Here is a 13,350-nt window from a genome sequence, read left to right on the forward strand (position 1 = left end):
CACCTCTTCCTGTTATAGATCACGCTGCTGACGGTTGGTGAATTGGATTTGCAGCACGGCAAGCACAAGCGCAATAATCAGAATAGTAACGCCTGCTGCCGCGGACATGCCTCCATTAAATTCCTCAATCGCCTTTTTATACACATAGGTTGTCAGAAACTCCGTAGAGCGTCCAGGTCCGCCGCCGGTTAGCAGCGAGACGATATCGAATGTTTTGAGCGATCCAACGATGCCCAGAATGACGAGCGTAGACGTTGTTCCTCCAACGAGCGGGACCGTAATCTTGAACAGCGTCCGCCAGAAGCCGGAGCCGTCGATTTTGGCCGATTCATAGATTTCATCCGGAATAGCTAATAGCGCCGAATAATAAAGCGTCATGCTAAAGCCCATCCACTCAAAAATATTTACGATAATAATCGACATCAGCGCGTACTTGGGATCTCCCAGCCAGGATACGGCCAGAAAATCAAGCCCCATTGCGCGAAGCCCTTCGTTCAAGCTGCCGAAATTCGTATCCATAATAATTCGGAAGATCGCCGCGATAATAATCGGTGCCATAATCGTCGGTATGAAATAAACCGAACGGAAAATCGAATGACCCTTCAGCTTCGCGCGCAGCAGCACCGCCAGCATTAAGCCAAGCGCCGCTTGTACGCCGACCGTACATACGAAGAAGATTAAATTGTTGCGCAATGCGATATGGTAAGACTTATCGTCAAACAGCTTGATATAGTTATCGAAGCCGATATATTTCATGTCCGTGTCGATGCCGTTCCAGGAATGAAAGCTTGTGTATACGGTAAATCCAATGCAGTAATACAAAAACAATCCCGACAAAACAAGTATCGGTAGCACATAAAGATAAGCTCTCCAGCCGGAAAGCACTGAACGGTTGCCAGTCATGGTGCATCACTCCTCCAATTGCCAATTCTCTGTCTAGCACAGCTCTCTACTAACAAGAAAAGAGCATGAATACCAACTCGCATATCCATGCTCTTTGTTTTCTTTTCCGATTAATTGCGGTCAATGCCGTCCGAAATCTTCTGAATATCCTTGAGTGCTGTTTCAATGCTTTTGCCTGCTGCGACATCCTGCATCGCTACGCCGATTGCATTCGTAAGCTCTGGATAATCGAGCAGACGTTTGCCTATCGCATTGGCAATGGCGTCATTTACGGTTTTGATGCCTTCGCGCTCCGCTTCGAATTTGAATTGATCAAGCGATTGGATTTGTACGCCAACCTTGGCAGGAGAGCCTTGAATGAAGTCCGCCATAATTTGCTGGCCTTCGCCTTGTGTCATGAACTCAAGCAGCTTCCATGCCGCTTCCTTGTGCTTCGAGCTTTTGTTGATTGACAGCGCCGTATCAACGCTCGCTACCGCTCTTGCTTCATTCGGTCCGATTTGCGGAAGCAGGAAAATACCGGTTTCGTCATTTTCGATTGCGGTGCCGTCTTTCTCACCGCCCGGCAGGCTGAAGCCTGCATGCCATGAGCCCGTTAGGAACATCGCTGCTTTGCCGGAATAGAAGTATTGGTCACGCGCATCCGGATAAGTCGACAAGCCGAGTGCTCCGTCTTGCATCACTTTGTCTGTGAACAGCTTGCTCCAAGCTGTCATCGTGTCTACGAAAGCCTGATCTGTCCATGCCAGCTTGCCTTGCTCGGCCTCATAAATTTTACCTGGCGCGAATTGGTTGCTCAGCGATACGAACATATCAACATCATGCCAGATATCCTTTGCTCCGAATGCTACCGGCACGATGCCGTCGCCTTTTTCGCGAATGGTAGCATTGACGCTAAGCCATTCCTCATAGGTTGCAGGCACCTTAGTAATGCCAAGCTTATCAAAGATTGTTTTGTTATAGAGCACGAACTCTTGTCCCGTAAGATTAAGCGGCAAAGCTACCATCGTGCCATCCGTCGCTTTGACTTGGTCAATCGACGCTTTCACGAAATTGTCTTGCCAGCCTGATCCCCAGTTCTTGTCCGCAAGCGCCTCAATCGGCTCCAGCGTATTCGCGTATTGATTCAGCATCCCGCCTACTTGCATGCCTAGCAGATCCGGACCTTCATTGGCAGCCATGGCAACCTGAAGCTTCTTTTGGAAATCCGTTTGCTCGCCGCGCCAGTAATCAACCTTGATGTTCGGGTTAGCTGCCTCGAAAGCAGCAATGGCCTTCTCAGCTTGAACGTCAGTGGGTACCCATGACCAGAAGGTCACCGTTTCCTGCTCGCCTGAAGCGGCGCCCCCGTTGTTTCCTGTGTTTGATTCTGCATTCTTATTCCCGCATGCCGCAGCTGTCAGCAGCAAGCAAACCGACAATGCCAGTACAAGCGCAAATTTAAATGATCCCTTTTTCATTTTCCCATCTCCCCTTAGATGTGTGCTTCTCTTCTAGCTCCTTAATCATAAAAAAGAAGAGCCCGTTCGCGGACTCCATTATTTTTACTTTTACTCTATCTTTTTTACTTTTTATACTAGAGCTACCGCTTCTGCTGCTTTTCGTACTCCAGCGGAGTCGTTCCGGTTATTTTTTTGAACACCGTAAAAAAGTAATTATAGTGGTTAAACCCAACCTGCTTCACCACATCCTTGAGGTCTGTGTCACCGGTTCGGATGAGCAGCTTAGCCTGCTCCACCCGCACATGGTTCACATAATCGGTGAACCCCTGTCCGCACTCCTCCTTGAACATCCGGCTCAAATAGGAGGCATTGACCCCAATGACCTCGGCAGCCTCCTGCAGCGTTATGGGCTCTGTGAAATGCCGGCGTATCCATTCCATCGTCCGCCTCGTGTTATCGGAGTACAGCGTATCGTGCACGAACGGGCGCAGCGCCTGAACAAGCTTGCGGTAAATCTCAACGATCCACTCCTTCAGCTCAGCCAGCGTATCGAACTTGCCTATCGCTTGGTAAGGGTTATGATCGTTCTCGAATAAATCCTGCTCTGCTATGCCCGCCTCCTTCGACTTGCGGTTAACGAGATGAATAAGCTCGACCGCGACCATCTGAGTCGTCTTATGCGGAGCTCGCGCCTTCCCCATCCGGGCAAACAGCTCCTCGATTTGAAGAATGAGCTCCTCCTCATTGAGCGTCGCAAGCAGCGACAGCAGCTGCCTCTCCAGCTTTACATCTACGGAGAAATTGACGCTGGAGGCTTCCTTCCGCTGAAGCCCAGGCCAGATTACGACGTCCCCGCCTTCATAGAATCGCTCCTGCAGCGCCTTGTCCGCGTCTTTGTAGCAGCTCGGCAGCGTTTCCACCTTGCTGCACATTTCACTAACGCTGCAGCTTATGGCTAAATTCAGCTGACGCTTCGCGCTCACTCTAATGCGCGACAACGCCTCCGATATGATGGTGTGCCATATAAACCTGCTGTTCGTATCAAAAGAAAAAACAAAGGCGAATTTCCCGTTTTCAATAGGAGTCATATACGCATTTCCTGTATCAGCCAAAATGTTATCCGTAATATCCATAAAGGAGCCGTTCATGAATGCAAGCTCCTTCGCATCGAATCGGTCCTCGAGCTTCCTTCGGCTATCCCATTCCGCAACGACTACAGTCAGCATTCGCAGGTTGAGCGTCACATCAAGCTTATCGGCCATCAGCAAGATCTCCTCTTCGCTGCCATAGCTGCTCTGAACAAGATCTCTTATGAAGTCCCGAAGCAGCGTCGTCTGATTCTGCTGCAATTGCTTCTGCATATGTATCGTCTTCTCCTGCGCCTCCTGCTCTTTGGCAAGCAGCTCCTTCGCGCCAGCCAGCGCTGCCTGCAAGATTTGTGCATCCAGCTCATGCTTCAGAATATAGTCCACGGCACCCTTGCGCATACTGTTTTTCACGTAATGCACATCGCTATAGCTGCTGATTGCAATCACTTGCGTATGGGGAAATTGCTCCGCGATATAATTAATAAGCGCGAGCCCGTCCATGCCGGGCATGCTCATGTCCGTAATGACAATTTCGGGATTGCGTTCATGCAAGAGCTTGACTGCCGCCTGCCCTCCGTTTGCTTCTCCGCATAGGAGGAAGCCATGCGCTTCCCAGTTCATCATGTTTTTCAGCTTGCTCAGCATGGGCAGATCATCGTCAACAAGCAGCACGTTAAGCATCCTCATTCCCTCCTTCCGCTTCAATCGGAATCCTCATCGTCACCGTTGTGAACAATCCCGGCGCGCTTTCAATCTGGAGTCCGTAGCCCGCACCGTAATGAAGCTTGATCCTCTCCTGAACATTGCCAAGCCCAATTCCGCTAAACCGCGACTGATTTTTCTCTGCCACCTGATCGAATATTGCCGCAAGCCGCTCCGGCTCGATTCCAACGCCATTGTCAGATACCTGCAGCACGATATGGCCTTCATCGCCATATCCTTTCACCATGAGCTGACCTCTTCCCTTTAAAGGCTCCAGTCCATGAATCAGCGCGTTCTCCACGATCGGCTGCAGCAAAAACTTCAGCATGCGGGCTTCCAAAATGCCTTCTTCAATATCAAAGACCGCATCGAATTTATCATAATAGCGAAACTGCTGGATGTTCAAATAATGCTCCAAATATTGCTGCTCCTCCTGCACCGAAATAAATTCGCCGCCCTTGCCCATGCTGCTGTGGAGCAGCGTAACCAGCGATGTAACCAGCTGCTTGATATTGTCGGCCTTCTGAACATCGGCAAGCCATTTGATCTGGTTCAACGTATTAAACAAGAAATGCGGATTGATCTGGGCTTGCAGCGCCTTGAATTCGAGTACCCGCTTCTGCTCCTCCGTCTTCTTCACGTCATCGAGCAATACCCGCAAATTGGTAACCATAGCATTGAAGCCGCGGCTCAGCTCCTCAACCTCGTCCCCGGACGAAATCGCGATCGGATCGGACAGATTGCCGGCGCTTACCTTCTTCATCGCATGCCGCAAGCGTCCGATATTTTTCGTGATTTGGTTCGAAATAATCGTCGCAACGATCAAGGCCGCGATGAGCGTCAGCACCGGAATCAGCATGATGTTGTTCGCTGCTTTCCGGCTCTCGGCAAGCAGCTCGCTTCGCGGAATGAGTCCGACCGTTGTCCAGTTCGTATAATCCGACGTATGGTAGACAACGAGATGCTCCTCGCCGTTTATGCGCATGCTAAGCTTTCCTGAGCTGGCAGTGAGCAGTGGAAGAACGCTCGCATAAGCCGTTCCAGCAATCGGCTTATTAATATCCTCCGCGCGGGGCGAATACACAAAGCCCCCTTTGTCGTCCAGCAGAAACAGCTGGCTCTTATTCGGCAGCGGCGTATTGAATATGCGCTCGACCACCTCGTAGTTAAAATCGACATTTACATAACCGACTGCCTCGCTGCCGTTCATAATCGCCCGCGAGATCGATACGACGTTTTGGTTCAAATAGGCGGACACCTTATTCAGCTTCGTATTGGCATGCGTCGTAATAAATACTTTATTGCCCCGCTGCTTAAGAAGCTGCTCGTACCAGCTTGAGCGCATGAATTCATCGGCAGGCACCGTGGATCCCTGCGCATAGCTGCGCCCTCCGATGCTTGCGACGAGGATGCTCGATATGTAATATTTGTAGCCGTACAGGCTCGAAATGAAATTGTCGAGCTTTCGGTCCTTTTCGAGCCGTTCGATCAACGTTTCCGTCGCATCTGGCAGCAGCATATCAATGACATTCGGTTTATTCAAAGAAATGATCGTACTGATATAATCGATATCCTTCAATGTGAGCTCAAAGCTCTTGTTCGCATCCAGTATCGTGCGTGACATAAAGCTCTCCGCCGATTCTCGCTGGCTATCGTAATATTTGTTGTACCAAAGTATGCTTACGATAGACAGGGAAGCGATGATCACAACCGAGAAGCTTGCGAACAATTTGGCGCGTATGCCGGATCTCATGCTGAATCTCCCATTCTTTTACTGCTCGTTTTTGCCATTTATCATACTCCTGATAAGCGAGGAGGACAAGCAGCACATGCAAAACACGAGCGGATAAAATGCTGAAAGAACCGCTCGCGGCATCGCGAACGGCTCTTCACAACCTCATTATTCAAATAAGCTAATCGCCTTGCTCTTGACTTCCTCCAACATTTGCTTGCGAGCATCGTCATCAGTTTGCGGAACGCTGCCAAAAAAGATATGCCCTACGGGCTTAATGCCGCAGAACTCATAAATACCGGTATCTGACGTCATTTTGAGACCGTCATACATGCCCGTTCGGCTGTAAATCTCAGAAGGCGTGCCATGCGTATTGATAATAAGTCCCTTTTTGCCTGAAAGCAGCTTGTTGATGTCTCCGTTCTCCCCGTAAGCATAAGCGAAGCCGTAAGAAAAAACGCGATCGATATATCCCTTAATCAGCGCCGGGAGTCCTGTCCACCAGATCGGGTACACCATCGTGAATGCATCCGCCCATTTCACATGCTCCTGCTCGGTCTTGATGTCAGTAGGCGTTTTGCCCTCGCGCAATGCTTCGAAGTCGCTCGCCTTCAGCACGGGATCGAAGCGCATCGCATACAAATCCCTTACGACGACCTCATGGCCTTCCGTCTTCAGCGAACCGATAAACGCATCGACAATCGCATTGTTAAAGCTGTCTGGATTAGGATGGCAATAAATAATCAAATGCTTCATAAAAAAGCGACACCTCCGAAGATATGAGATCCGGTCTGCCTTAGTGTTGCCTCTTCCTTCAGCATTATGTAAGCCCGACTTGCTTCTCGCTCCATGTCCAAAACCGGTGAGCCAGCTCAGGATCCGTTGTTTTGCCTGAAGTGGCAACGATCTTGTTGTCAATCAAATAATGTCCATTCAGACCGGCGGCTTCGTCGCTCGCTGCCAAATAAATGGCCGTTGCCGCGCCTTCAAGCGGGGTTCGGAAAAAAGGCTTGAGAAGCCGGTGCACCGTTTTGCCGAAGCCTGTATTTCTATCTACGCCGATATTAGTCGCCACAGCACCGGGATGTACGCAATTGACGGTAACGTTCGTATCCGCGAGACGCCTCGCCAGCTCCTTTGTAAACAAAATATTGGCAAGCTTCGATTGCGCATACCCCTTTACGACGTTATAGCCCTTAGCCAAGGTCGGATCATCAAAATGGATTTTCCCCGCTTTGTGTGCACCTGAGGATAAATTGACGATTCGGCCTTGCGGTGCCAGCTTGATCAACTCCAGCAGCTCATGCGTCAGCAAAAAATGCCCCAAGTGATTCACGCCAAGCTGCGATTCATGGCCGTCTGCCGTCAATTGCCGCTTAAGCGACACGACACCCGCATTGTTGACAAGCACATCCAAACGGGCATGCTTCTGCTTGAACGCAGCAGCAAACGTTCTGATGCTTGCAAAGGAGCCCAAATCGCAAAGCATAAGCTCAATCTCCGGGCTTCCGCTCTGTTTCTTTGCTTGCTCCAAAGCTTGCTCCCCCCTTTCTCTGCTTCTGCAGATCATGACAACATGCGCTCCCAGCTTAGCCAATTCCACGACAGTCGCCAAGCCCATTCCTGAATTCGCTCCTGTAACAGCTGCCGTTTTGCCCGTCATATTTCCCATATCGTCGCCTCCTTGCCTTTATTAGCTATAGCTTACCATCGGATACAAAAGCACGCCTCATAAATGCGATAAAAGAGCGTACATGCGGCGATAGCTGCTCTTCCTCCCGGTAAGCGAGGCAAATATGCCTACGATTCACGTACTGCGGCAAATCGCGCATAACCAGCTCACCCGCTTCAATCTCGCGTCTCACGCTGCGATGCGGCAAAATGCCGATTCCCATATTGCATTTCAGTGTTTCCTTAATGGTCTCGATCGCGCCGAGCTCCATGACGCTCACCCACTTCAGCCCAACTGCGTTTGCCCACTCATCGGACAAGGTCCGTGAGGTTGAGCCCGTCTCATGGAGAAGAAACGTTTCATTCCTCATCTCATCTAAGCTGACCTGACGTTGATTAGCTAGCGCATGCTGCGGGGCGAGCAGCAGCTTAAGCTCATCGGCAACAAGGAGCTGCACGACAAGCCCCTCTTGCGGTGAATCGCTAAGGGAAACGATGCCTACGTCGATCTCATAGCTGCGCAGCATGGACAGCACTGCCCGTGCCTGCTTCACGGTAAGCTGCTGGTTGACACCTGGGTATAGCTGACGGTAGGCGGCCAGATGCGGCGGCAATACATACGTAGCAGGCGTATAGCTCGCCCCTAGGCGCAGACGGCCTTCTCCTTTCTCCCTTCGTTCCAGCATCGTTAGCTTTGCTTCTTCTACGAGAAACACGATTTTCCTCGCGTACGGCAATAAATCCGCAGCAGCTTCCGTCGGCTGCAAGCTTCTAGACTGCTTGCGAAATAAGGTAACCCCAAGCTCCTCTTCAAGCTTTCTCAGATGGAAGCTGACCGTCGGCTGCTTCAAGCCAAGCTTGACTGCCGCATCAGCTAACGTTCTTCCCGAGCAGACCTCCATAAACACATGCAGCTGCTGCACATTCATGTATGCACCTTCTCCGGCATTTTTCAAATAATATAGATTAAATCTATAAATAGATCAATATATATCGAATACATTTAACAATTTCTAGACATCGCGTTAACAATCATCTGACAAACGGTTGGTAGAGTGAAATAGAAAGCAAAACAGATAGTGGAGGGAATAATAAGAATGAAAACAAATGGGAAACGCTGGTTAGGGACGGTATTGGTTGCCGGATTGACCGCTCTGACTGCCGCATGCGGCAGTACGGGAAACGCAGCTAACGACGCAGCAGGAAATGCGGAAAATGTACAAACAACCGCCCCTTCGCCTGAATCCGAAGCAGCAGCAACCCCGCCAGCGGATAAAGGAACGCTAACCGTTTATTTGAATGATTTTGACAGCATCATCGCTCCTTTGTTCGAGGAAGCAACTGGCTATAAAATGGAGGTCGTAGTCGGAAACGGCGCAGAAATAATGTCACGCGTAGAAGCAGAGAAAGGCAATCCGCACTGGGATGTGCTGTGGCTCGATGCTATGCCTTCCATTCACGGCCTTGGTGCTAGCGGGCAGCTGCTTGAAGATTGGACGCCTAGCAATGCCGCGAACTTGTCCGACTTCGCAAAGGGCTTCTTGCCCGAGAAACAATGGTATGTACCAACCGGCGCTCATGCAGCCGGCGTGATCGTATACAACAAAAACATGGTGAAAGCAGAGGATGCTCCTCAAACCTGGGCGGAATTCGCTAATGAGAAATACAAGAATATGATCGGCATGGCCGACCCTGCGATCGCTGCACCTGCATATCCGTTCGTTTCCTGGTTTTTCAAGGAAAAAGCAATGGACGGAGGCCAAGCCTTCTTCAGCTCGCTTATGGACAACGGAATGCGCGTATATCCTAAAAACCCTAACGTGGTCAAGGCGCTTGCAGCCGGTGAAATCTCAATTGCCGCCCTTCAGGAAAGCAATGCATACGCGATGAAAAATGCAAATGAGCCAATCGAGATCATCTGGCCAGCAGAGGGTGCCCCTGCTTCGGTAAGGGTAGCAGCGATTCAGAAGGATACTGGGAATCCGAATGCAGCAAAAGCGTTTGTAGAATTTCTGCTTGATCCCAAAACGCAGCAAGCTCTTATCGATCAAGGCGATGAAAGCTACTTCCAGCCTTCCGTAAACGGCGTGAATGCAAAAGCCGACCGCGCAGCCGATGCGAAGCTCGTTGCAGCCGACGCTTCGTGGGCATCCGAGAACGAAGCAGCCATTAAGCAATGGTTCGCCGACCAGTCTGTGAAGTAAGCCATGCATACGCTCATGAAGGATCGATTAGGCTGGTTCGTCAGTATCCTCCTCTTCATCCTTGTCTTATATCCCTTGGCAGCCGTCATCGTTCAGGTGCTGCTGCCCGGGGTTTTCTTCGGCAACTGGCAACTTGGCAACCTATCGCTGCTGCTTGAAATTTTCCACCGTCCGCTATGGCAGAAGTCATTAGAGAATTCAATCGTACTCGGCTTAGGCACGACCTTGCTTGCGACTTTGCTAGGCATGGTGCTTGCTACCGTGCGTGCCAACTGGTCATTTAGAACAGCCAAGCTTCTTGATGGCGCAGTATGGCTCCTCATCATCACGCCTTCTTTTATTTTGGCGCAGGGCTGGGTATTATTCGCGGCCAGAGGAGGGATTGCAGTAGGAGCATTCGGCTGGGATTGGGTCACCGGCGCTGTATTCCAGCCTGCCGGCCTCATCTTTATTATGACGCTCAGCAAATTTCCTTTCGCTTATCTGAGCGTATATGCCGCATTGGAGTGGAAGGTCGATCAGCTCTCCCATGCGGCAAGGCTGTCGGGAGCAACGGCTTTCACCGTGTGGAGAACGATTCAAGGGCCGCTGATTCTGCCAGCCGTGTGGGCGGGAGCCGCACTCGTGTTCATGGATACGATCGGCGATTTCGGGCTGCCGGCATCGATTGCCGCTGTCTACCGTTTCCCTACGCTGCCCTATTCCATTTATTCGGCCATCTACACATCGCCAATCCGCTTCGATATGGCTGGTGTTCTTTCCTTCTATCTCGTCCTGCTAATCGGAATGGCCATGTTCGTTCAATTCTATGCGATGCGGCGCTCGCGTTTCGACTTCCTGTCGGCGCGTGCTGAACGGTCAACCCCGAAGCCTGCCGGTAAATACGGCAGGCTGCTTACCGGATTGAATCTGTTGTTCCTAGCAGTCGTCATCGGCATACCGCTTGGCGCAAATTTGCTCATGTCGGTCTTCAAGACGCAATCAGGCGGCTTTGCGATAAACAATCTGACTTTGGACCATTACCGAGAGCTGTTCCACAGCTCGAGCCTGCTGCTGAAGGGCCTCTCCCATTCCTTGATGATTGCGGGAAGCGCGGCCCTTCTTGGTTTGCTGCTTGGCCTTTGCGCAGCTTACGTGCTCACATACTCGCAGTTTAAATTCAAGCGTACCATCGAGGTTTTCTCGATTGTCACGCTCGCTGTTCCAGGTGTTGTGCTAGGCATCGGATATATATTCGTTTGGAATCAGAAATGGCTGGACAAGATAGGGCTCCTTCTATATGGAACCCCATGGATTCTAGTGCTTGCAGCTATCGCAGGCGCTATTCCCGTTATCACCAGGCTGATGGTCGGCGCTATGGCCAAAGTGCCGAATAGCTTGCTGACCGCCGCTCAACTGCAAGGCGATACGTTCATAAGCCGAATTCGTTTCATTCTCATACCATTAGTGCGCGGCGCCTTGCTGTCCGCGGGCCTTGCCGCGTTCGGCTCCAGCGTATTTGATCTCGCGGTCAACTCGATCCTGTTCCCGCCTAATTTCCTTACGCTGCCCGTTTCCATTAATAAAGCATTCGAGGATTTGAATTTCGGCTACGCATCAGCGGCAACCGTACTTGGATCTGCGGTAGTCATTCTTATCATATTGGCGATTGAGCTTCTGCTCCGCCGCAAGGAGGCAAAGCTATGACATCCGCAGTTCAGCAACCCAACCAGAAGCCTTCGGAATTAGCAGCATACTCGCCTTCACCTGCACTCGAGAAGGAAACTGCCCCAGCTGTTCCAGCGCTGCTCAGCGCAAGGGAATTAACGAAAAGCTACGGTTCCTTTCAGGCGCTCAAAGGCATTTCCTTCGATATGAGGGAAGGGGAAATCATAAGCGTGCTAGGTCCTTCAGGCTGCGGCAAATCCACCCTTCTCCAGCTGGTCGCAGGCTTATCACAGCCTGACAGCGGACAGCTGCTCCTATCCGGAAATGTAATCGCGTCATCCTCTGTCATGATGCAGCCGGAGAAGCGCGGCGTTAATATGGTTTTTCAGGATTATGCATTATGGCCGCATATGAATGTCTACGACAACATTGCATACGGGCTAAAGAGAAGCAAGCTGACCAAAACAGGCATTCAGCAGCGCGTGCAGGAGCTGCTCGCCATGCTCCACCTCGAAGGACTGGAGCGCAGACTCCCGCCTCAGCTTTCCGGCGGACAGCAGCAGCGCGTGGCCATCGCCAGAGCAATTGCGACAAGGCCGCGTCTTATGCTGCTCGATGAGCCGCTCTCGAACCTTGACATGCGCCTGCGCGTTGAAATGCGTACGGAAATGGCCTATTTGTTCCGGCAGCTGGGCATGAGCGTATTCCATGTCACGCATGATCCTGAGGAAGCCTTTGCGATGGCGGATCGGCTGCTCATTCTGCGCGACGGGCAGATCGACCAAATCGGAACGCCGCAGCAATGCTTTACAAGGCCAGCCAGCCGCTGGGCGGCTTCGTTGCTAGGCGCCATCAACGGCCTTCGCGGTTCAATCATACAAGATGAGAAAGGCTATGCTGTGCAGATAGGTGCTTCCCGTATATATGGCTTGCAGCCTCCTGACATGCCTCAATTGGGCCATAACGAGAAAGGCATCGTCATGTTCCGTCCAGAGGAAGCCGTCATTATCGAGAGGCATTCAGCAGTTGCCGAGATAGACTCCGATGCCACACCTGCTGCATCAGACGAATCAGACATTAATAGCAGCATCATTCATCTCCATGTTAGCCATTGTACGTTTGAAGGCAACAGATGGCGTGCAGTCGCTCATACCGCTTGCGGTCAGAAGCTTTATCTCGTTCACGCAACCCCGCTTGAGCCAGGCGAGAAGCTAAGCGTGAAGCTGCCCGTGCAATCAGCTTTTTTATACCCTATTGAAGAAGAAAGGTAGTCGATGCTATTGATTACACCAGCCCGTACAGACAATCGACTTCTAGCCATTTCCGATATTCACGGCTGTCAGGAAGAGCTTCTGCTCTTGCTTCAGGAGGCAGCTTACAACCCTGCGCAAGACAGGCTGATCTTGCTCGGCGATTATATCAATGCCGATGACCGAGCGACATGGAGCACATTACCCGTAATCCGGCAGCTTGTTGCGCGTGGGGCTCATGCATTGGCCGGCAACCAAGAGCTGCGGCTGCTAGCCTCCGATTCGAATGCTCGCCTGCTTGAGCCTAGCGTCAAGAATTGGCTGCAAGAGCTTCCTTTCTATCATCTGGAGGCTCCTTATTTATTTGTCCATGCGGGCATACGCCCCGGCGTTTCTCTGCTTGAGCAGAGCAGGCAGGATCTAACCGAAATCCGTGATGCGTTTATTCATAATAATCTGGCAGAGCATGACGATTGCAAGCCTTACATCATTATTTTCGGACATACGCCTACGTTCAAGCTGAAAGCCATCCCAGGCAGCATTTGGCATGGACACAGCAAAATCGGAATCGATACCGGTGCCAAGCACGGCTATCGTCTCACGCTTCTCGATTTTAGCAGCCAAGTGAGCTATTCCTGCTCTACCGCGCCTGGATCAAGATGCAGTGATCTGCGCACGGAACGTCTAACCATTGACGAATAAAAGTCATTC

Annotated in this window: 11 protein-coding genes; 4 read left to right on the top strand and 7 right to left on the bottom strand. The window is 51.1% G+C overall.

Annotated features, from left to right (window positions below; translation table 11 throughout):
• Positions 1 to 12: 12 nt before the first annotated feature.
• The 7 genes from AB4Z29_RS17380 to AB4Z29_RS17410 form a co-directional block, all read right to left on the bottom strand.
• Complete coding sequence (locus tag AB4Z29_RS17380; protein ID WP_441944286.1) at positions 13 to 903, bottom strand: carbohydrate ABC transporter permease; 891 nt, start codon at positions 901 to 903, stop codon at positions 13 to 15.
• A gap of 110 nt (positions 904 to 1,013) precedes the next feature.
• Positions 1,014 to 2,363 carry an ABC transporter substrate-binding protein gene (locus AB4Z29_RS17385; RefSeq protein ID WP_441944287.1) on the bottom strand — a complete coding sequence of 450 codons (1,350 nt, stop codon included), beginning with the start codon at positions 2,361 to 2,363 and terminating at the stop codon, positions 1,014 to 1,016.
• A gap of 122 nt (positions 2,364 to 2,485) precedes the next feature.
• A complete protein-coding gene (locus tag AB4Z29_RS17390) occupies positions 2,486 to 4,114 on the bottom strand; it encodes a response regulator transcription factor (RefSeq protein ID WP_441944288.1) in 1,629 nt (542 codons plus the stop codon).
• Positions 4,107 to 5,888, bottom strand: coding sequence for a cache domain-containing sensor histidine kinase (locus tag AB4Z29_RS17395; RefSeq protein ID WP_441944289.1), 1,782 nt, complete (start codon positions 5,886 to 5,888; stop codon positions 4,107 to 4,109). The genes AB4Z29_RS17390 and AB4Z29_RS17395 overlap by 8 nt, the downstream gene beginning before the upstream one ends.
• Before the next feature lie 147 nt (positions 5,889 to 6,035).
• Positions 6,036 to 6,623: an NAD(P)H-dependent oxidoreductase gene (locus AB4Z29_RS17400; protein WP_441944290.1), complete on the bottom strand. Its 588-nt coding sequence runs from the start codon at positions 6,621 to 6,623 to the stop codon at positions 6,036 to 6,038.
• A 64-nt stretch (positions 6,624 to 6,687) separates the two neighbouring features.
• The gene (locus AB4Z29_RS17405) at positions 6,688 to 7,539 is read right to left on the bottom strand and encodes an SDR family oxidoreductase (RefSeq protein ID WP_441944291.1); all 852 of its coding nucleotides are present in this window, start codon (positions 7,537 to 7,539) and stop codon (positions 6,688 to 6,690) included.
• A gap of 25 nt (positions 7,540 to 7,564) precedes the next feature.
• The gene (locus tag AB4Z29_RS17410; protein WP_441944292.1) at positions 7,565 to 8,467 is read right to left on the bottom strand and encodes a LysR family transcriptional regulator; all 903 of its coding nucleotides are present in this window, start codon (positions 8,465 to 8,467) and stop codon (positions 7,565 to 7,567) included.
• Positions 8,468 to 8,635: 168 nt separating this feature from the next.
• Between AB4Z29_RS17410 and AB4Z29_RS17415 the strand changes: the two genes are divergently transcribed.
• Genes AB4Z29_RS17415 through AB4Z29_RS17430 form a run of 4 tightly spaced genes read left to right on the top strand, consistent with a single transcriptional unit; the run spans position 8,636 to position 13,341 of the window.
• Positions 8,636 to 9,742 carry an extracellular solute-binding protein gene (locus AB4Z29_RS17415; RefSeq protein ID WP_441944293.1) on the top strand — a complete coding sequence of 369 codons (1,107 nt, stop codon included), beginning with the start codon at positions 8,636 to 8,638 and terminating at the stop codon, positions 9,740 to 9,742.
• A 3-nt stretch (positions 9,743 to 9,745) separates the two neighbouring features.
• Complete coding sequence (locus tag AB4Z29_RS17420; protein WP_441944294.1) at positions 9,746 to 11,428, top strand: ABC transporter permease; 1,683 nt, start codon at positions 9,746 to 9,748, stop codon at positions 11,426 to 11,428.
• On the top strand, positions 11,425 to 12,660 hold the full coding sequence (locus AB4Z29_RS17425) for an ABC transporter ATP-binding protein (RefSeq protein WP_441944295.1): 1,236 nt from the start codon (positions 11,425 to 11,427) through the stop codon (positions 12,658 to 12,660). The genes AB4Z29_RS17420 and AB4Z29_RS17425 overlap by 4 nt, the downstream gene beginning before the upstream one ends.
• A gap of 3 nt (positions 12,661 to 12,663) precedes the next feature.
• Entirely contained in the window at positions 12,664 to 13,341 is a 678-nt protein-coding gene (locus AB4Z29_RS17430) for a metallophosphoesterase (protein WP_441944296.1), read from the top strand.
• Positions 13,342 to 13,350: the final 9 nt, after the last annotated feature.

The sequence above is a fragment of the Paenibacillus sp. 2TAB23 genome (genome assembly GCF_052115165.1).
Lineage (GTDB): Bacteria > Bacillota > Bacilli > Paenibacillales > Paenibacillaceae > Pristimantibacillus.